The organism is Streptomyces sp. 8K308, from assembly GCF_004348315.1.
In the GTDB taxonomy this organism is placed as follows: domain Bacteria; phylum Actinomycetota; class Actinomycetes; order Streptomycetales; family Streptomycetaceae; genus Streptomyces.
The window spans coordinates 1-18,957 of record NZ_SMKC01000037.1; the positions used below are offsets into that span (position 1 = coordinate 1).

At 70.7% G+C, this 18,957-nt stretch carries 17 protein-coding genes and 1 pseudogene; 9 read left to right on the plus strand and 9 right to left on the minus strand.

The genetic code is table 11. The features are described 5' to 3' along the window. Together E1265_RS08375 and E1265_RS08380 are read right to left on the minus strand one after the other, a co-directional pair. A pseudogene (locus E1265_RS08375) lies at positions 1-331 on the minus strand (undecaprenyl/decaprenyl-phosphate alpha-N-acetylglucosaminyl 1-phosphate transferase); the annotation flags it as partial. Continuing rightward, positions 328-1,380 (minus strand): NAD-dependent epimerase/dehydratase family protein, encoded by a 1,053-nt coding sequence (locus E1265_RS08380; protein ID WP_132929611.1) that lies wholly within the window; start codon positions 1,378-1,380, stop codon positions 328-330. The gene E1265_RS08380 and the pseudogene E1265_RS08375, both read right to left, overlap by 4 nt. A 262-nt stretch (positions 1,381-1,642) precedes the next feature. On the opposite strand from E1265_RS08380, the gene E1265_RS08385 reads away from it, so the two are divergent. Beyond that, positions 1,643-2,890, plus strand: coding sequence for a nucleotide sugar dehydrogenase (locus E1265_RS08385; RefSeq protein ID WP_347877166.1), 1,248 nt, complete (start codon positions 1,643-1,645; stop codon positions 2,888-2,890). A gap of 3 nt (positions 2,891-2,893) precedes the next feature. Continuing rightward, the gene (locus tag E1265_RS08390; protein WP_132929613.1) at positions 2,894-4,336 is read left to right on the plus strand and encodes a hypothetical protein; all 1,443 of its coding nucleotides are present in this window, start codon (positions 2,894-2,896) and stop codon (positions 4,334-4,336) included. On the opposite strand, the gene E1265_RS08395 is transcribed toward E1265_RS08390, so the two are convergent. Then, the gene (locus E1265_RS08395) at positions 4,263-5,651 is read right to left on the minus strand and encodes an O-antigen ligase family protein (RefSeq protein ID WP_132929614.1); all 1,389 of its coding nucleotides are present in this window, start codon (positions 5,649-5,651) and stop codon (positions 4,263-4,265) included. The genes E1265_RS08390 and E1265_RS08395 overlap by 74 nt on opposite strands. Before the next feature lie 181 nt (positions 5,652-5,832). On the opposite strand from E1265_RS08395, the gene E1265_RS08400 reads away from it, so the two are divergent. The 6 genes from E1265_RS08400 to E1265_RS08425 all read left to right on the plus strand — a co-directional run bounded on the left by E1265_RS08400 (position 5,833) and on the right by E1265_RS08425 (position 10,959). Next, positions 5,833-6,336 carry a GNAT family N-acetyltransferase gene (locus E1265_RS08400; protein WP_165953686.1) on the plus strand — a complete coding sequence of 168 codons (504 nt, stop codon included), beginning with the start codon at positions 5,833-5,835 and terminating at the stop codon, positions 6,334-6,336. A gap of 12 nt (positions 6,337-6,348) precedes the next feature. Next, positions 6,349-7,017: a PIG-L family deacetylase gene (locus E1265_RS08405; RefSeq protein ID WP_132929616.1), complete on the plus strand. Its 669-nt coding sequence runs from the start codon at positions 6,349-6,351 to the stop codon at positions 7,015-7,017. A gap of 13 nt (positions 7,018-7,030) precedes the next feature. Then, a complete protein-coding gene (locus E1265_RS08410) occupies positions 7,031-7,729 on the plus strand; it encodes a WbqC family protein (RefSeq protein WP_165953687.1) in 699 nt (232 codons plus the stop codon). Positions 7,730-7,761: 32 nt separating this feature from the next. After that, entirely contained in the window at positions 7,762-8,886 is a 1,125-nt protein-coding gene (locus E1265_RS08415) for a glycosyltransferase (RefSeq protein WP_165953688.1), read from the plus strand. 120 nt (positions 8,887-9,006) lie between these two features. Beyond that, complete coding sequence (locus tag E1265_RS08420) at positions 9,007-9,750, plus strand: class I SAM-dependent methyltransferase (RefSeq protein WP_165953689.1); 744 nt, start codon at positions 9,007-9,009, stop codon at positions 9,748-9,750. Between the two features lie 3 nt (positions 9,751-9,753). Then, positions 9,754-10,959, plus strand: a complete 1,206-nt coding sequence (locus E1265_RS08425) for a glycosyltransferase family 4 protein (RefSeq protein ID WP_132929620.1) — start codon at positions 9,754-9,756, stop codon at positions 10,957-10,959. 28 nt (positions 10,960-10,987) lie between these two features. Here E1265_RS08425 and E1265_RS08430 read toward each other — a convergent pair whose 3' ends face one another. Genes E1265_RS08430 through E1265_RS08450 form a run of 5 tightly spaced genes read right to left on the minus strand, consistent with a single transcriptional unit; the run spans position 10,988 to position 16,232 of the window. Then, a complete protein-coding gene (locus E1265_RS08430; protein ID WP_132929621.1) occupies positions 10,988-11,728 on the minus strand; it encodes an FkbM family methyltransferase in 741 nt (246 codons plus the stop codon). Between the two features lie 13 nt (positions 11,729-11,741). Then, entirely contained in the window at positions 11,742-12,719 is a 978-nt protein-coding gene (locus tag E1265_RS08435; RefSeq protein ID WP_207931004.1) for an NAD-dependent epimerase/dehydratase family protein, read from the minus strand. 20 nt (positions 12,720-12,739) lie between these two features. Beyond that, complete coding sequence (locus tag E1265_RS08440; RefSeq protein ID WP_132929622.1) at positions 12,740-13,609, minus strand: FkbM family methyltransferase; 870 nt, start codon at positions 13,607-13,609, stop codon at positions 12,740-12,742. After that, positions 13,585-14,742: a glycosyltransferase gene (locus tag E1265_RS08445; RefSeq protein ID WP_132929623.1), complete on the minus strand. Its 1,158-nt coding sequence runs from the start codon at positions 14,740-14,742 to the stop codon at positions 13,585-13,587. The genes E1265_RS08440 and E1265_RS08445 overlap by 25 nt, the downstream gene beginning before the upstream one ends. Next, positions 14,742-16,232, minus strand: coding sequence for an asparagine synthase-related protein (locus tag E1265_RS08450; RefSeq protein WP_132929624.1), 1,491 nt, complete (start codon positions 16,230-16,232; stop codon positions 14,742-14,744). The genes E1265_RS08445 and E1265_RS08450 overlap by 1 nt, the downstream gene beginning before the upstream one ends. A gap of 156 nt (positions 16,233-16,388) precedes the next feature. Between E1265_RS08450 and E1265_RS08455 the strand changes: the two genes are divergently transcribed. Beyond that, on the plus strand, positions 16,389-17,474 hold the full coding sequence (locus E1265_RS08455; RefSeq protein WP_132929625.1) for a glycosyltransferase family 4 protein: 1,086 nt from the start codon (positions 16,389-16,391) through the stop codon (positions 17,472-17,474). 284 nt (positions 17,475-17,758) lie between these two features. On the opposite strand, the gene E1265_RS08460 is transcribed toward E1265_RS08455, so the two are convergent. Continuing rightward, a complete protein-coding gene (locus E1265_RS08460) occupies positions 17,759-18,013 on the minus strand; it encodes a hypothetical protein (protein ID WP_132929626.1) in 255 nt (84 codons plus the stop codon). Between the last annotated feature and the right edge of the window lie 944 nt (positions 18,014-18,957).

Consider the following 18,957-nt stretch of genomic DNA (forward strand, 5'->3'; position numbering starts at 1 on the left):
CCGGCGTTTCGACGCACAGCCGCAGCCTGGGGCTGAGCGGTCGCGCGTCGTCGACGAGGCCGAGCACGGCCACGGCCGCGGCGGCGCCGAGGAGGACCCCCAACGCCGGGTCGAGCAGGCCGCCGGCGAGCGCGGTGCCGGCACCCATGGTGAGCGTGGCCACGGCGACCGCGACGCCGCCGAGGTACGGCGTCGGCGCGGCGTGCGCCTTCTGGACGCCGGGCCGGTCGGTCAGGTCGTGGCGGAGAGCGAGGCGCCGCAGCGGCTCCGTCAGCAGCACCACGATCATCAGTGCGGCGCCGGCGGCAACCGCGGCGAGCGAGGGGTTCATCTGCTGTCCTCCGCGACCGGCGCCGAGGGAGCGGCCGGCCTTCGCCGACCCGGGACTCCCGGCGCGTCCGCCGGTTCGGTGCCGTCCTGCTGCTCACGGGCCTCAGCGATGGCGGCCGCCATCACCTCGGCGAGGGAGTGCTGGGGCCGCCATCCGGTCAGCTCGCGCAACTTCGTGGTGTCGGGCAGTCTGCGTTCCATGTCCTCGAAGCCCGGGCCATACGCCTCGTCGTAGGACAGCTGTCGTACCGTCGACGCGCTCCCAGCCTGGGCGATCATCCGTTCGGCGAGCTCACCGACGGAGATTTCCTCCTCACCCCCGATGTTGAACGTCTCCCCGTCCGCGGCCGGGTTGTCCAGCAGGAGCAGCAACGCCGCCACCGCGTCGGCCACGTGGAGGAAGCAGCGCCGCTGGCGGCCGGCCCCGTGGACGGTCAGGGGGGACCCGGCGACCGCCTGGCGGGCGAAACGCGGGACGACCATGCCGTAGGCCGGGCTCTGCCGAGGGCCGACGACGTTGAAGAACCGGACGATGGTGGTCTTCAGACCCCGCTCACGGTGGTAGAGGTTGGCCAGCACCTCGTCCACGGCCTTCGCGGTGCTGTACGACCACCGGGCAACCGACGGGCTGCCAAGGATGCGATCGGCCATCTCACCGAGCGCGCCATGTGAATTCTTGCCGTAGATCTCCGACGTGCTCGCCAGCAGGACTCCGCAGCCGTGGCGATGCGCCGCGTCGATGACGGTCTCGGTGCCTCGGATGTTCGTGATGAACGACGTCAGCGGCTGTTCGATGATCAGTTTGACCCCGACGGCTGCGGCGAGGTGCACCACGGCGTCACATTCCCGTGTCAACGCGTCCACCAGCGTGGCGTCGAGCACGGAGCCGTGAACGAACCGGAACGCGCTGTGCTTCCTGGCCGTCGCCAGGTTCTCCGCGCGCCCGGTGGAGAGGTTGTCGAGTACCACCACCCGCCTGCCCGCCGTCAGCAGGCCATCGACGAGATGCGAGCCGATGAATCCTGCCCCGCCCGTGACAAGGTACGTCATGCGGTCATTCATAGAGCCGTCACTCCGCTCTCTGGGGAATTGCGAGTCACCCAATTGTCACCGCTGATGGAGTGGTGGCCACTCGCTCTTTTCGGATATGCACCCGGTTACCCAGTAAGAGTGAACCTCGGTTCTCGGTTGAGTAGCCGCACCGTCTTGCGCACATACAACCCGAAGGAAATCACGTGGACTTGGGGGCATCGTAGTATTTTTGGAGGGGTGGGCTGTGTATAGCGACAGTCGCGGCAGGCGTCAGAAGTTGGTGGTCGTCGGACAGGGATATGTAGGACTTCCCCTGGCCGTACGGGCCGTGGAATGCGGATTCACCGTGATTGGGCTCGACACCGACGCACTGCGGGTCAAGCACCTGGAGTCTGGTGATTCGTACGTCGAGGATGTCAGCGACGCACGGCTGGAGGCCGCGCTCGCCACCGGCCGGTACCACCCGACGACCGACCATGATGAGGCCGCCGACTTCGACGTCTGCACGATCAGTGTGCCGACGCCGCTGCGCGATGGCGTCCCCGACCTGCGCCACGTCCAGCGTGCGGGCCTGAACCTGGCGCCCCACATCACGCCGGGCGCCACCGTGATCCTGGAGTCGACCACCTATCCGGGCACCACCGAGTGCCTGCTGCGGCGGCTGCTGGAGGACGGCAGCGGCCTGCAGGCCGGCTCCGACTTCCACCTGGGCTACAGCCCTGAACGGATCGACCCCGGCAACACCCGCTGGCGGCTGGAGAACACCCCCAAGGTGGTCGCCGGCATCGATGCCGCCTCGCTGCGCAGTATCGAGCGCTTCTACGGCCGCCTTGTGGAGCGCACCGTGCCCGTGGGCTCCTGCCGCACCGCCGAGCTGTGCAAGCTGCTGGAGAACACCTTCCGACACGTCAACATCGCACTGGTCAACGAGCTGGCCATGGTCTCCAGATCGCTGGACGCCGACATCTGGGAGGCCATCGAGGCCGCCGCGACCAAGCCGTTCGGATTCATGCCGTTCCGCCCGGGCCCCGGCGTGGGAGGGCACTGCCTGCCGGTCGACCCCTGTTACCTGTCCTGGCAGGTCAGGCGCCTGTTGCGACAGGACGTCAGGACCATCCAGCTGGCGAACGAGATCAACGGCGCCATGCCCGACCACGTCGTGGCACGGATCAGCCGGGGCCTGAACGCGCGCGGCAAGCCGGTCAACGGCTCCCGCGTCCTGCAACTGGGCCTGGCCTACAAGAAGAACACCGGCGACATTCGCGAGTCGCCGGCCCTCGCGCTGGCACGGTCCCTGGTCGGGCTCGGCGCCCGAGTGGTCGCCGTGGAGCCGCACACCGACTCCGCGCTGCTGCCCCAGGACATCACCCGCGTCCAGTTGACCGAGGCCGAGGTCCGCGCGGCCGACGCGGTGGTGGTCGCCACCGACCACGACGCCTTCGACTACGCGCTCGTCGAGCGGGCAGGGGCGTACGTGTTCGACACGCGCAACCGCTGCCGCCGCGGTGAGAACGTCGAGGTGTTGTAGGGCGTGCCCGGCGGATCATCGGGCACCGCTCCGGTGGGCACCCCGCGGGCGCGAGCCGCGGGCATCCCGCGCCCGTGGCTGCCATACCGGCGCCACCTCGCCGCGTTCGCCTCGCTCAGCGCCGCCGGCCAGGTTGAGTCGGTGCTGTCGTTCGTCACCACCGCCATGCTGGTCCGGCTCGCCGGTGCGGCGGAGGCGGGGCAGGTGTTCTTCGCGCAGTCCGTGGCGACGGTCTGGTTTCTGGTGTGGGACCCACGCATGGAGGACGCCATGCAGCACTTCGTGCCCGCCGCGCGACGGGGCGGCCCGGGCCGAGGTACCCGGCTCTACCACCGGTTGCTGCGCGTGGACGTCGCGACGGGCGCGGTGGCCACGGTTGTCGGCGTGGCGGCCGCGATCGCCGTCGCCGCCTCCGGAGCGCTTCCCGACGGACAGGGCACGTTCCTGGTGTTGGCGGTGCTGGCAGCGGGCACGGCCACTCCCTCAGGTAGTGCGTCGGCCGGCTATGCCCTCGCCGACCGGCTGTCCCGGCTCGGTGGAATACGCGTGGCGCTGGCCCTGGTTGGGTGCGTGGTGACGCTGCTGGCCCTGCTGGCCGCCGGACCGGCCGGCTACCTGGCGGCGGGCGCGGTCTCCGGCCTGGCGACGACGGCCCTGCTTACCGCTGACGCCTGCCGCCACGTGCGCCGGGCCTGTGGCGTTCCTCGCGGCGGAGTCGGTGGGGGAGGTGACGAAGAGGGCGACGCCCGGCTGCCCGGAGGCCTGGTCCCCTTCGTGATGAAGAGTTCGGCCACCGCGTCGGTGGCCGTGGCCGCCGAGAACGGGGTCTCGTTGCTGGCCGGGCTGCTCGGCGGACCCACCCTCGTGACGTACCTCAAGGTCGTCGCCGCCCCTGGACGCCTCCTCGCCAGCGTCATCAACCCCGTGTCCGCTCAACTTCACCCGCGCCTGGCGCGGGCACGTGCCTGTGGGCGCCGTGCGGCGGTCATGCGTGACGCGCTCCGCTCCAGCGCCGTGACATCGGCCGTGGGTGGGGCCGGCGTGGCGGTGGCGGTTCCCCTGTCCGGTCCGGTGCTCGGCCTTGTCTACGGCCCGGCGTACACGGCACTGGCCACGCCCGCCGTGGTGCTGCTGGCCGCAGCCGCGCTGCGGGGCACGGTCGTGTGGGGGAAGGTGCTGCCATCGGCACTGGGCCGCCCCGGTGTCCGGCTGGCGTTCGTGACGGCCGAGGGCCTGGGTCTGATGGGGCTGCTGGTGGTCGCGGCCCGGAGTTGGTCAGGCGCCTCGGCCGTGACCGCGGCTTTCGCCTGGGGCTCGCTGTGCCTGGTGGCCCTCAGCACCGTCGGCTGGTTCGCCGCCCTGCGGTCTCTCGTCAGGGCGATGCCCCCGCCACGTGGCCCGGCGGAGCCGAGCCGCGACGTGGCGGCGGAGGATTCTCCTTCTTGACCGACCCGTCACCGGACGGTGGGGCGTCCTCCCGGCCGAGACCCAGGCCGGCGTAGACGAAGAACAGCAGCGTCAGCATGGAGCCGGCGAAGAACGTCATCTCGGAGAGGGACATGGTGAGCACGGCGACCGTGAACAGCAGCGGGGCGCCGCGGCGGGCGGCCAGCAGCGGGCCAAGCAGCGCGGCCAGAAACAGCGTCAGCAGCAGCAGGCCCGGGACTCCCGTGAAGGTGAAGACACTGACGAACAGGTTGTAGGGCCTGACCTCTTCTGGAAGGTCCGACAGGTGCTGTCTGAGGTACTCCATGGACGAGATTTCCCCCCAGCCGCTCCCGAAGACGGGGTTGGCCAGGCCGTCGCGAATCCCGTTGACGATGCTGTGTACCCGGTAGCCGACGCTGTCCCCGTTGAGTCCGAAACGCTGGGACACCGAGTCAACGATCTTGAACCCCAGCACCGCCATGCCCAGGAGGAGGGTCACGAGTTGGACCGGCGACAGCCTTGGCATCCGCCAGACGAGGAGCATGACGGCGGCTGCGAACCACACACCGCGGGTCTGCGTCAGGAAGATCCCGCCCAGCAGCGCCGCGGCGACGACCCAACGGCCGGTGAAACGGAGTTCGCCGCTGAGCAGGGGACACAGCGCCGCCAGCAGCAGCGCGCCGGTCTGCGCCGGATCGCCGATGTCCAGACCCACCAGCCGGGTCTGCCCCTGGAGCACACCGCCGGCGAGGTTGACCAGCGCGTAGCAGAGGACCACGCCGTAGACCACCCGCCGTTCGCTGGTCCCGCGACGCGACAGCGCCAGGAACACGGCGGCGTAGACGGCGATTCGCAGCAGCGGCGTGACCGAGGCCCCGGCGATGGCTGTGGCCAGGACGGACCAGCCCAGGAAGAGCGCCAGGGACGGGCCGACCAGCCGGCGTGCCGCTCCCCGGCCCTCCTGACGTGGCGGCGCCGGCACGCGCACCAGATACACCAGCAGCAGCAGGTCGCTGGCGAGCAGCGGCCCCATCACCGGGGCCGTGAGCGCGGCCGAGCCCAGCCCGTGGACCATCACGACGGCCGCTGCAAGCAGCACGCCGGGCGGCGGCAGCAGAGCGGCGACGACGGCAACTGCCCCGACCAGTAGGGCCACCTGCCACCCCGCGTCACCCCCCGCCTGGGCCGCCTCGGACTCCGGCGACGCCAGCAGACCGGCGACCAGATCGCTGTGCGCGACGAGGCCGTACATCAGCAGGAGCAGGCCCGTTACCGCCCCGACCAGCGGCAGGGCGGCATCCCGGGACAGGTTCCGCATCACACGATGTCGCACGGTTCCTCCGCCTGCGCTTCCGACGACGGGCCGTGCTCAGTTTGCCGTGCCGCATGTCCTGAAGGGGTGTGCAAGCGGGTTAGATACGCCTTTCGGGTGAATCGTACGCAACATCCCCCATATGGCTCCATGGCGTGTCACTCTGATGACAGAGGGCGACATCTCGACTCCGGGAGTCTGCATGGACGGCAGGGCGGAATCGGACGCGGGCCACCCACCGCGGCAGCTGCTGCGGCTGGAGCATGTGGCGGACCATCTCCTTTTCGAGCTCGTCGAGGTGGAACGACGGGCCCACCAGGCCAGTAGCCACTATGACGACGAGCCGTGGCGGGCGGAGAACTTCACCCGCGCGCTGCCCGGCAAGCGAGAGCTGAGCCTCGTCGCCGTGGTCCGGGACAGGCCGGTCGGCTTCCTCATCGCCTCCCGGCAGCAGCACGTGACGCACATCCACCGGCTGGCCACCGACCCCGGCCAGTGGCGCACCGGCACCGCCTCCCAGCTGCTCGACCGCTTCCTCGCCGAGGTCTCGGGGACCGTGACCGTCGTCTGCGACCCGCGCAACAAGCCGGCGCTCACGCTCTACGAGCGGGCGGGATTCCGCGTAACGGGCAGCACACCGGCCGGGAAGGCCGCGCTCGCGGCGGCGGGCCGTGCCGTGCCGCCCAGGACGTCGGCAGAACGCTGAGAGGACACCACGATGCTCTGCAGTAACCCGATATTCGAGCGGAGTCTCTTCGTCGGGGCCCACCTCGACGACATCGAGCTCGCGGCCGCGGGCACCGCCGCCCGCCTGGTCAAGGCTGGGGCGCTGGTGCGCTTCCTGGTGATGAGCACCTCCGCGTACACCGCGTACGACGGCAGCCGCCACCGCGACGCCGACGTCGCGGTGGCGGAGGGGAGGGGAGCCGCCATGACCCTGGGCGTGAGGCAGCTTGACATCCTGGAGTTTCCCGCCAAGGACGTGGAGAACCACTCGACCGTGGTGGAGGCCATCAACGAGGTCGTCGACGATTTCAGACCCACCATGGTCTTCACCCACTGGCCGTTCGACACACACCGGTCCCATGCCAACACCGCGCTCGCCACCATCGCCGCCGGCAGGTACTACAACTCCATCGTCATGTACGAGCCGATCACGCCCGCCGGGCGCAGCTACGTCGGCTTCCGTCCCCAGCTGTACGTCAACATCGACGACACCGTCGAGCTGAAGCTCCGGGCGTTGCGCCAGCACCGGTCGGAGTACGAGAAGTACGGTGGGGAGAAGTGGATCGAGGGTGTCGAGGCCCGCTCCCGCTACCGGGGCTACGAGATGGGCGCCCGGTACGGCGAGGCGTTCGAGATCTCCCGCATGGAAGCCCTGATGTGATGGGGGCGGCATCGTGAGGGTCACCATCCACCAGCCCGAGCACCTGCCGTGGCTCGGCCTCCTCGCCAAGGTGGCCGCCTCTGACCTGTGGATCGTGCTCGACTCGGTCCCGTACCGCAAGAACTACGTCCAGAACCGCAACCGGGTCCTGCTCGGTGGGCGTCCCACCTGGCTGACCGTACCCGTGTTCGCACCTCTCGGCACACCCATCCACGAGGTGCGGATCTACGAGGCGCCGCACTGGCGGCGGCGCTACCGGGGGCGGCTGACGCAGGCGCTCGCCGTCACCCCGGGCGCGAACCACATCGGACCTGTGCTGGAACTGATCGACGCGGCACCCGCCGGCGGCCACCTGGCCGACCTCAACCTCGACCTCGCCGCCTGGCTGCTGGCCCAGTTCGATGTCACGGTGCCCCGTGTACGCGCCTCCGCGCTCCGCATGGCCGGGACCCGGAGTGAGCTGCTGGTCAACCTGTGCCGGGCGGTGGGCGCCGACGAGTACCTCTCGGGCCCTTCCGGACGGGACTATCTGGACCTGGCGGCCTTCGCCGCGCAGGGCATCGCGGTGAGATTCTTCGACTTCGACCACCCCACGTACGACCAGGGCGACGCGCCGTTCGTGCCATGCCTCTCGGCGGTTGACGCCTGGGCACGGTTGGACCGACCCGAGTTGCCGTCGCTGCTGTCCCGCTATCGGCTCAGTCCCACATGACAGCCCGGAACCCTCAACCCCCGCTCACGGTCGTGACGTTCTCCGGAGCCCGGCAGCCGGACGTCACCGACTCCAAGGACTTCCGCACCTGGGGGGCGCTGGGCGATCAGCTCGGGCGGGCCTGTTGCGTGTGGGCGGGTCCGTCGCTGGACCTGCGGAGCGGATCACTGCACGTCGTCAGGCAGCCACGCCGACCCGGCCCGCACTCGCTGGTGTGGGTGGCCGAGGCGGCCAGGAACGGTGCGCGCCTCGCGCGTGAAGCCACCCGCCGGGGCGAAGTCGTCGTGCTCAACGGAGCCGAGCCGTGGGGGTGGCTCGCCGCGTGGCTGGTCTCTCGCCGCGTGAGGCGCCCCTGGCTGATGGACGTGCACGGCGACTACCTCGGACTGCCGGTCGCCTCCCTGGGGCGTTGGCGCCGGGCGGTGCTGCGCCGTGCCGTCGTGACGTTCGCCCGGCGCGCCAACGCCCGCCGCGTCGTCGCCCGGTCGATCGCCGACGCGCTGGATCGACGCGGCATCTCCTCGGTCCTCATCCCCTCCCGGCTGCTTCCCATCTGGGAGCAACCACTGCCGCGCGCTCGGCCGCCCCTGTTCGACGCGTCCGCTCCCCGGCTGCTGGCGGTCGGCCGGCTTCACCGCTCGAAGGGGTACGACCTGCTACTCTCCGCCGTTGCCAGGCTCATCACAACCCTGCCCGACCTGCGGCTGCGCATCGTGGGCGACGGGCCGCTCCGGGGGGCCCTCGCGCAGCAGGCCCACCGCCTGGGGCTGGGTGGCCATGTGGCGTTCCTCGGCGCGCGGGACGTGGCGGGGGTGCGCCAGGAGATGGCCGGCGCGGACCTGTTCGTCATCTCCTCGCGCGACGAGGGAATGCCGCGCACGCTGATGGAGGCGGCGGCATCGGGCGTTCCCGTCGTCGCCACCTCGGTGGGCGGCATTCCGGCGGCCACCGATGGCTGGGAGAGCGTGACCCTGGTCGCCCCCGAGCCGGCGGACATCGCGGCGGGCGTGCGCCGCGTCCTCGAGTCTCCACACAGCGCCGGGCAACTGGACGCGGTGCGGCGCCGTGCCCTCGCGACGTATGGCTTCGAGACCAACATCGACATGCTGGCCACTCTCTTCCATTCCGTGGCCGGCACTCCGTCCTGTTCAGACTGACACAGAGGGAAACACCAGAACATGAGCCATAACACCGTGAGGCGGGCGGGCATGCTTCGCCGATGGGTCAGGCAGGCGGGCGTAAGGCCCGTCGCCTCGGTACTGAGTGGGCATCTGGCGATGCGCGCGCTGGGAGCGGGCATCCGGCGGTGCACCCCGCCAGGCATCGCGGACTTCACCAGCTCCGGCGGGCGGCTGGCCACCTCAGCGGGGGCGTTCCTGGAGAGCCTGGGGTGGCAACCGAACCAGGTCGCCGAGGTTCTCGGTGAGTATCAGGAGGTCTCCGAGCAACTGGCCGCCCGCTACGCCGAAACGGAGCTCCACTACCCGAGGACCCACGGCGTTGAGGCCGAGACCAGCGCCGCGCTGTACGGGCTGGGCCGGCTGCTGCGGCCGGAATCGGTCGTGGAAACCGGAGTGGCAGACGGCCGCTCATCCTGGCTGCTGCTCTCCGCCCTGGAGCGCAACGGAGCCGGCGTGCTGCACAGCTTCGACATCAGCGACTCCGCAGGCCGCCTGGTGGCCCAGCACCCCCGGTGGCGGCTGGAGGTCCTCAGTGCCACGTCACCAGAGACCTCACTGAGACGGTCGCTGGCCCGCATCGGGCGGATCGACCTGTTCTTCCACGACAGCGACCACATGTACCTGCCGCAGCTGTTCGAGTACGGCCAGGCCTGGTCCCGGATGGCCCCAGGCGGAGTCCTCGCGAGCGACGACGTGAACTGCAGCAGGGCGTTCCTCGACTTCTGTGGAGCCAAGGGCCAACGCCCGGCGTTCCTCTTCGACTCCAGGAAGATCACCGGTGCGGTGCGCCTGGCAGCGGCGCCCCAGCCGCGTGCCGAGAAGCCGCAGCCGGTGGGCTAGCCGATGAGATGGCCGACCAAGGCTTCGCGGGAGGCGCGGCCCCAGCTGGTCTACGTTGTGCCCCACCTGTCCGAGACCGAGTCCGAGCATTTCGCGCACATCCCGGCGCTGCTCGCCGCGCTCGGCGAGCGGATCGACGTCGCGGCAGCCGTCGAGCGCGGCACGCCCCCCGCCCAACTGCCCGGAGTTCGGCTGCTGCTGCGCGTCCCCGGCCAGCGCCGGGGCCGGCTCGGCCGGGCGCTGGGCACGGCTCTTACGATCCACCGCTGCGCCCGCGCAGGCTATCGCACGTACTTCCTGCGCTACTCCACCCTGTTCCTGATCATTCTCATCCTCACCCGCCCGCTCTACCGCCACCGCATCCTGCTGTGGCGCAGCGGCCTGCCCGACGTGCGAGGGCCGGAGCAGCGCAAGACTCTCGGGGACGGGGTCCACGACGCCGTGAACCGGGTGACGGCACGGCTGGTGCACTGCCTGGTGACTGGCCCGGAGACGATGGTCCCCTTCATGGCCGGGCTCTGGGGGATACCACGTCACCGGATGCGGCTGCTGTACAACGACGTGGATGCGAAGCGGTTCGCGCCGCTGGACGAGGAGGGGCGGGCGAGAGCCCGCGCGCGGCTGGGGTGGGGCGAGGACGAGTTTGTCCTGCTCTTCGTCCACCGACTGTCATACCGAAAGGGAGTTCGGCTCCTGGCCCCGCTGCTCGCCCGCGTCCGTTCGGTCGTCGAGGAGCAGACGGACGCGTCCGCGGCTGATTCGGCATCCGGGATCCGTGTCCGTCTTGTCGTGGTCGGGGACGGCCCCGAGCGCGCCCGCCTGGCGCGGCAGGCCGCCGACCCCGCGCTGGGCGGGCGGATGTCGCTGCTGGGCGCGGTGCCCAACCGGGACCTGCCCGAGTTGTACGCGGCGGCCGACTGCCTGGTCATGCCCAGCTACGAGGAAGGCTTTCCTCGGGTCCTGCTGGAGGCCATGGCCTCCGCCACCCCTGTGGTGACGACGAACGCGGGCGGATCCGGCGACGTCGTCGGCGCCGGCTACCCGTATGTGGCACCCGTCGGCGACCTCGACGTGCTCGTTGGCCACGTATGCGCCGTGATGTCCGCCGCTCCAGCGGAGCGGCGGGCGCTGGGACGGCGACTGCGAGCCCGAGCGGAGCGCGAGTTCTCTCCCCAGCGCGTCGCCGCGATGCTCCACGACCTGTTGTGACTGCGGGACGCCGTGAGTGCCGGCTGGGTCAGCGGACGGGGCCCTGCCGGGACCGGGCGCCCAGACGGCGCGCGGCCAGGGCGTAGACCGGCTTTGGCAGGGCGCCGCGCGCGGCGCGGCTGGCCCACAGGTAGGGAGGCCGGTGGAGGCCGAGGCGGTACCGCCACCGGCCGGGCGCGGCGCGCTCGACCGGACGCACCCTGGCGAGCCATGCCCGCACGGCCGGGGCGCCGGCGGGAAGCGCCAGCGTGCCGGGCGTGACGAAGGGCGTGGCCCGTTCGTGCAGGCGTTGCTCGACGAACGCCTGGCGGTGGGCCTGGCTGGGCACCTTCCGCACGTCGAAGTCGACGTAGACGCTGCGGATGCGGTCGATGGCACCGCTGTCCAGCAGGTCGTCCAGCACGTCGCACTCGCTGCCTTCGCAGTTGAGCTTGAGGTAGATCTCGTCGGCCGGCGAGGTGTTCGCGCGCAGCCAGTCCGTGGCGCGTGTGAGGGCGATGACCTCCGCCTCCAGATGTCGAGCGTGCTGTCCCTTGTCGGCGTACACGCTGGCCCCGAGCAGGCCGGTGCCGAACAGGGTCGCCTCGCCCGCTCTGTTGGACAACCCGGCCGGCACGATGACGACCCGGGAGTCGCGGAAGCCGCGCAGAATCCGATGGCAGGCCCGCGACGGCTCGAAGGAGTAGATCCGCTCGAATCCCCACCGGGGATCCAGCGCGATGTCCAGCGACTCACCGTAGTGTGCCCCGACATCGAGAAAGATCCGCATGGTCCCTGCCCTTCTACGCGGTCTGGGATGACAGCCAGGCCCACTGGCGTTCGACGCCCTCTCGCAGGGCTACCGAGGGCCGGTAGGCGAGAAGCGTGCGAGCCTTGGAGAGGTCGGCGGCGGTGGTTCGCACGTCGCCAGCCTGTTGCTCGTCGGCCCGCACCGGGACTTCCTTTCCGGTGATGTCGGCGACGTGCCGCAGGACCTGGCGTACCGTCACGCTGTCTCCTCCGCCGACGTTGACCGCCTCGGCGGTGGCGGGCGCGACGCTGGCGGCGATGGTCGCCTCGACGGCGTCCGTGACGAAGGTGAAGTCCCGGCGCTGCTGTCCGTCCCCGTACAGCGCCAACGGCTGCCCGGTGAGCACAGCGCGGAGCATGCGCCCGATGGCCATGTCCGGCCGCTGCCGGGGGCCGTAGACGGTGAAGTAGCGCAGCGCGACCACGCTGGTGGGGCTCCCGGGCGCCAGCGCGTAGGCGAGCGCGAGTCGCTCGGCGGCAAGCTTGGTGACGCCGTACGGTGAACTCGGGGCCGTGACGCCGTCCTCGCGGAGCGGGCCGGTACCAGCCGTGTCGCCGTAGACGCTGGAGGAGGAGGCGAGGACCAGGCGTGGCACGCTGAGCGACTGGATGGAATCCATCAGCCGCTGCGTGGCCAGCACGTTGCAGGCCAGGTACTCGTGGAAGGCGTCTCCCCACGACGGTCGGACACCGGGCACACCGGCGAGGTGGAAGACGGCATCCGCGCCCTCCAACCACCGCTTCAGCTCGTCGGTGACCAGGTCGCCCGAGACCAGCCGGAAGCCGGGCTCACTGAGCGCGTCGCGGAGGTTCCGCGCCGCCGTGTCATCGTTCCGGGGGGAGCGCCGGTCGATGCCGAGGACGGTGACCCCGCGCCGTAGCAGGGCGTCCACCAGATGCGAGCCGATGAAGCCGGCGGCACCGGTGACGACCGCGCGTTCGATGCGAGGCGTGGGTTTCGTCGTGTTCACGGAGGAGTTTCCTTTCGTTGTCAGGAGAGCCGATCCCGGACCCAGGCCATGCGGCGCCGCGAGACGGCCAGCACGTCCGGTCCCTCAGCCGAGGGGCGGGACGTCGGCGTCAGCTCGTTGCGGTCCGGGTCGTAGAGCGCCAGGTCGTAGCCGTGGTCGTCGAGCCATCCGATGAGCTGTGCGCGGGAGGATCCGTAGCGGCCGAGGAACCGGTCCACGAGTTCCACCATCCACACCGCCGGCTCCCCGCAGGCCATCAGTCGGGTGGCCCCGAGAAGGGCTTGGTGCTCCGCACCTTCCACGTCGAGCTTGCCCATGGCGAACGGCCGCTCGGGCAGCACGTCGTCGAGCCGTCGGACGCTCACCTCAGGGCCGGTGGCCTCGTCGGCCTCGGTCCGGATGCGGGAGCCGACGCCGTTGAGCACGAACGGCACCCGGCCTGGCTCCGCGCCGATCGCCACGTCGTGGACGGTGACCCAGTCCAGCTGGCTCGCCCGGACGTTGTCCCGGAGCCGGTCCAGATAGGTCGGGACCGCCTCGAAGGCGTGCACCGCCCCGGTGGGGCCCACGAGCTTGGCCGCCAGCAGGGTGAACATGCCCTCGTTGGCGCCGCCGTCGATGAAGCCGTCCCCCGGGCGGAGGAAGCGCTCCATGAAGGTCATTTCCTCGTAGTCCGGCAGCCCACCAAAGTAGAGGAACCGGCCCGCCTGGGAGCTGTCGCGGTAGGCGCGGAACGGCATGCCGCCGTACACGCTGAGGTCGAACGGCCTCCCGACAAGCCGTTTGTACGCCTGCCAGCCGACCGTGGTGGCCAGGGCGCGGCCCCGGCGCCCCCGGTTGGCGGGGTGGCTCCAGATCATCTTGATCATGCCGTGGACGGTGGTGGGCACGTGTCGGTTCCTTCCTGGGGAGGGATGGGTCGGGGTCGGCGCGAGCGGCCCGCGGCGAGCTCCTTGTAGAGGTGCTCGAACCACACGGCGGTGGAAGCCATGTCGACCAGACCGGCGTTCTCACGGGCTCCCGCTCGCAGCCTCCGGTGGGTGCCCGGACTCATCGCCTCGAGAATCCCGGCGGCCAGGTCCTCGGCCGACTCCGGCTCGGTGAGGATGCCGTTGCGCCCGTGGCGCACCAGGTCGGGCACCCCGCCAACGGCGGGGCAGACAGTCGGCACTCCCGCCGCGAGAGCCTCCATGATCACCACGGGCAGTGCCTCGTGGTGGGAGCTGAGGACCAACAGGTCGGCGCAGGCAGTCAGCCGCCTGGCGTTCGGCACCTGGCCGAGGACGCGGACCCGCTCGCCCAGCCCGCACCGCTCGATGTCACGGACCACCCCGGCGCGCAGCTCGCCGTCGCCGGCCAACAGGAACAGCGCGTCGGGCCTGCGGCGCACCACTCGGTCGGCGGCCCTCACCAGCAGCCCGTGATTCTTGATCCAGGTGAAGTTGGCGACGCAGACGATGAGGAACGCCCCGTCCGGAACGCCGAACTCCCGCCGGACGGCAGCCTTTCGTTCCGCCCAGTGTCGCTGCTCGGCGAGGTTGATGCCGTGCACCCGGCTGACGAGGTGCCGGGCGCCGCGGGTGGTGGGAGCACGGGCCACGAGAGGGGAGACAGCCACCGTGACGTCGTCCAGCCCGATCGTCAGCCGGTTGAGGCCGGCGGTCGGCCAGCGCAGGCGGACGCTGTGCATGGTCGACATCAGCCGTGGCCGGCGCCGCAGCAGCCGGACGCAGGGCCGCAGCAGGCTGGCCAGCAGCGGCGAGTGGACGTTGACCACGTGAGGACGCAGCCGTCCCACCGTCCACACCAGACGAAGGTAGCGGGCCGGCCCCATGGGCGAGGACAGGTCGACGACCGGCACACCCGCCTCCCGAAGCTGGTCGGTCAGCCCGCGGGTGCGGGTGCGCAGGCACACCACCGTGTACGACAGGCCGTCTTGCGGGGCAAGGCCGAGCCGTTCGGTCAGCAGCACCTCCGCGCCGCCCACGTCGAGCGTCTTGATGACCTCGCACACCCGCACCATCAGGCGCCCCCCTGACACGGCGGCCTGCCAGACGGGACGGGCCGAACACGTTCGAAGTGGCGGTACCGCTGCTCGAGCTGGGTGAAGGCCCAGACGCGGTGGGCGTGGTCATGGCCCTCCTGATGCTCGCGCAACGACGCGGCGACCGCCTGGGGGCGGAACAGGCCCCTGTTCCTTGAGGTGGTATCGGTGAGCAGATCGTGGGCGAAGTCCCGCAGCGCACGGCGCAGCCAGTCGGCCAGTGGCACCCCGAAGCCGACCTTGGGCCGGTCCAGAACCGAGGCGGGCAGCCACGGCTGGGCCGCCTTCCTCAGCAGGTACTTGGTCCGGCCGCCGCGCCCCCTCAGGTCACCGGGCAGGTAGGTGTGGACGTCCACCTTCACCAGCCGCCCCACGGTGCCCGTCGCCCGGGCGGGACGCCACGCCTCGTCGGGCGGTACTTCGCTGTCCACGGCGATCCGCTCGCGCATGCCGTTGGTGCAGAGCGCCCGCTTCTGCTTGGCCGTGAAGCAGGACATGACGCGCCCGTAGCGGCGATTCACCGGGCAAGCCGGAAGCTGGAGCACCCGGGCCGCGTCGCGCGACCGGGATCGGGAACTGCCGCGTCCGGCCAGGCAGTCGCCGAGACGGCCGAGGCAGGTCCCCGCCGGACGCAGGGGGAACAGCCGGCCCGCCCGGCGTATCAGCGCGTAGCGCCGGTCCCCGCCGAATATCTCGTCGCCGCCGTCCCCGATGAGCACGACGGTGACGTGCTCGCTGCTCATCCGGGCCAGGCAGAACGTCGGCAGCGCCGAGGAGTCGGCGAACGGCTCGTCGAAGTGCCAGGAGATCAAGGGCAGGAGCTTGCCCGCCCCCGAAGGGTTGAGCACCACCTTGTGTGTCACCGGCCGGGGAGTGAGGTCGAGCCGCCAGTAGCGGCGCGGCGTCGCCGTGCCCTCCTGCCAGATCAGCACATGGCCCCGAGGCAACTTGCCAGCGCCCTGGTAGATCGACCAGGGGGCGGGAACGTGCGCGAAGGTCAGGTAGTGGTGGAGAGCCATCGGGTCCACCCGGCGGGCCATCCCGGCGTCCTGCGCGAGCGACCTCGGTTCAGAGGCGAGCCGCGAGGACTGGCCGTCGGCGCGGTGGTGGAGCGGCTTCCTGCCGAACCTGTCGCGGTCAAGCACCAGGCGGCGTCGGCCGCCGTCCCAGACCGCGAAGGCGAACATGCCGCGCAGCTGCCGTGCCAGGTCGTCGTCAAATTCCTCGTAGCGGCGGACCAGGCGCTCGGCATCGCCGCGGGGGGTGAACCGGTGGCCTCGCGCTGTGAGTTCCGCCCGCAGGACGGCGAAGTTGTACACCTCGCCGTTGAAGACCGTCACGACACCGCCGCCTTCGTCACAGACCGGCTGGTCGCCGGTGGCGGTGTCGATGACGGCGAGGCGGCGCATGCCCAGGGGGGCGTGTGGATCGACGTGTTCGGCCGAGACCGCCCCCGCGATTCCGCACATCGGCACTCCTCTCTGCCTGCATCGCGGGGAAGTTGCCCCAAAAATCACCGATGATGATCATTAATCAACTAATTCATGCTTTCGGGTGAAAAGTAGCGCAGAAGCCGCGAGTTGCCTGGTCACCGGCGATACTGCGGTGGTGTGAGAATCGCGCGGGTGAGCTACCGGGTCCCTCCCGAGCCAGGCGGAATGGAGCGCCACGTCGAGCGCCTGACCCGCGAGCAGATCGCTGCCGGGCACCAGGTGTCGCTGGCGTTCCGACACGGGGCATGCGTTCCGGGCGGCGCGGCACGGATACCGCTGCGGCCCTCGGCCGCGTCCCGCGTGATGGCCACGGTGTCCGACAGGCTGGCCTTCGCAACGCAGGCGGCCCAGGCTCTGCGCACCGTGCCAGGCGGCCCGCGCGGCGTGGACCTGGTGCACCTGCATGGCGACCACGTCGAGGCCCTCGTGCTGGGACCGGCGTGCTGGCGTACGGGCGTTCCCCTGTTCGTCACCGTCCACGCCACGCTCAGCGAACGCCACCGCCGGCTGGCCCGGCACGCGTTCCGGTACGCGGCCGGGTTCGTCGCGCTGGGCGGGGCAACCGCCGCCGACCTGATGGCGCGGGGCGTGGAGGCGCGGCGCATCCTCGTCATGTCCAGCGGACTCGATCTCTCCCGTATGCCACCACCCGTTCCCGCGTCCGCCCGCGAGCCCGGCCTGATCGTCAGCGTCGGCACCCTCAACCCGATGAAAGGCCATGCCCTTCTGATCACGGCGTTCCACCGGCTGAGCCGCGATCGCCCCGGACTTCGGCTGGTGATCGCGGGCGACGGCCCGGAACGCGACCGACTCGCACTGTTGGCGGCGGCGGGCCCCGGGGTGACGCTGTCTGGCGCGTTGCCGCAGGAGGAGGTCTACGACCTCGTCGGGCGGGCGCAACTCTTCGTGCTCGCCTCCCGCAGGCTCGCCGGGAAGGGCGAGGGCGTGCCGACCGCCGCGCTGGAGGCACTCGCCCTCGGCACGCCGGTCATCGTCTCGTCCCACGCCACCCTCGACCCGGTCGTCACCAACCCGATGGCGTACCGCGTCTTCGCGTCGGGCTCGGCGGCGGGGCTGATGGCGGCCGTGGCCAAGACGCTTGACCACCCCTCCGCGCGAGAGCGGATGGGTGCGCTGGGCCGGCAGGCGGCGGAGGCACTGGACTGGCCGAGGGTGGCCCGCCGAGTCGAGGACTGGTACGAGACGTGTCTCCGCTGAACGCCCCGGTCCCGTTCTGAGACCGTCCACGGGTCTGCGTCGGGCCGCCGTGTGGTGGCCCGGCGCAGAGGGTGCCCAGATGCGGGTCAGAACACCGGTGGGAGGAACTGGGTGCTCAGTCGCCCGATGGCGGATTCGCGGATCGTCGGCGCCTCGCGGTGGAAGGTGCCGTGGGCCAGCGTGAGCGTTCGGCCTGGCGGGGCTCGACATCAGCTCACACGGCGGGGGCGGGCGCAGTGTGCGGCCGCCCCCGCCACGGCTCGGGTCAGCGAACCTGGGCCGGGTCACTCACAGTCGAACCCCAACACTACCAACGGCACGGCCGCCAGCCCGCTGTCACAGGTCCAACTGTCGGAGGGCGTGTTGATGACGAAGGGACCGTTGATCGTGCCCAGCGTCGGGGCGCCGGTCGACGCGTCGCAGTCGAAGGCCGAGACGAGGCCGAAGGCTTCGTTGCCCTCGTCGCAGTCGTACGTTGGCACCTGCTGGGCCGGCTGGGCGGCGAAAGCCGTGCCGGCGGCCGAGGCAGTCAGCGCCAATGCGGCGACGGCACCGACCGCCAGGCACCGTGTGGAACGCCGTGTCGTTCGCATTTTCATTCCCAGTCACTCCTGACCGTGAGGATCACTTTGAGTACCGAATGCCTGACGCCGATTTTTCCTTCCGGGAACCGGCACTCTCATTCAGTACGATCAGACTGACCTCACTTGAATGTACATAAACAGGGCGTGGGTGGTGGCGAAGGTGTGTTCACGGCAGCGCAAGTTGCGGTTTTATGCAAGGGGTCGCTGTGACGAGAACAGGCCCTGGAACGTCGCCATTGCGCCGGTGGTACTTTTTCGGGTCACACGCTCCTCTTTACGGGTGAGTTCGCGCACCGCCTATTGCGGCCGGGTGCCTCGTATGGAGTACTGGAACTGTCCAACCGATGGGCCGCCATCCTCTCTGGGGTGATGGCGGCTGAGAGTGCCAATTGCCATGCGGGTGTGCCCCCGTAGAGGGATTGGACCGCCAGCCGGTGCCAGTTTGGCACCGGCTGGAGCGGCTCATTTCTATCAGCCCATCTCGACTGCGGCGGCGCCAAGCGCACATCCCGAACGCAGCCGATCCGGGAATCCGGAAAACGTGATTCCGAATCGTGATCCAGGGAGACGACCGTGTTCCTCTCACCCAGCCTGGGATCGACTGGCGGCGGATCGCGGTCACCATCAGGAGGACCAACCTCGCCGACGCCTCCGCCGGCGTGTGACGGTTACTCTCATCTCTAGCGGCCCCGGCCGGACCTGCCCCCCGGCCGGCCGGGGCTCCCAGTCTCCCTCCTGAGCGAGTGCTGTTCCGTTCGCGCGGTGCCGAAATGCTTCGGCACCTGTGAATCTCACCCCCTGGAAAAAGCTCGCCGCGCGCCGCCCCGGATGGAGCTCTTCGTCGCTGCCTGGCCTCACGCTTTCGTTGGGTGGGCTGTTCCAGGCTCGGTCACAAACGC

Bases quoted from the DNA above. Each gene is read 5' to 3' on its own strand.
- E1265_RS08380 (WP_132929611.1), bottom strand. From the start codon at position 1,380: ATGACGTACCTTGTCACGGGCGGGGCAGGATTCATCGGCTCGCATCTC.
- E1265_RS08400 (WP_165953686.1), top strand. From the start codon at position 5,833: ATGGACGGCAGGGCGGAATCGGACGCGGGCCACCCACCGCGGCAGCTG.
- E1265_RS08405 (WP_132929616.1), top strand. From the start codon at position 6,349: ATGCTCTGCAGTAACCCGATATTCGAGCGGAGTCTCTTCGTCGGGGCC.
- E1265_RS08420 (WP_165953689.1), top strand. From the start codon at position 9,007: ATGCGCGCGCTGGGAGCGGGCATCCGGCGGTGCACCCCGCCAGGCATC.
- E1265_RS08425 (WP_132929620.1), top strand. From the start codon at position 9,754: ATGAGATGGCCGACCAAGGCTTCGCGGGAGGCGCGGCCCCAGCTGGTC.
- E1265_RS08430 (WP_132929621.1), bottom strand. From the start codon at position 11,728: ATGCGGATCTTTCTCGATGTCGGGGCACACTACGGTGAGTCGCTGGAC.
- E1265_RS08445 (WP_132929623.1), bottom strand. From the start codon at position 14,742: ATGGTGCGGGTGTGCGAGGTCATCAAGACGCTCGACGTGGGCGGCGCG.
- E1265_RS08450 (WP_132929624.1), bottom strand. From the start codon at position 16,232: ATGTGCGGAATCGCGGGGGCGGTCTCGGCCGAACACGTCGATCCACAC.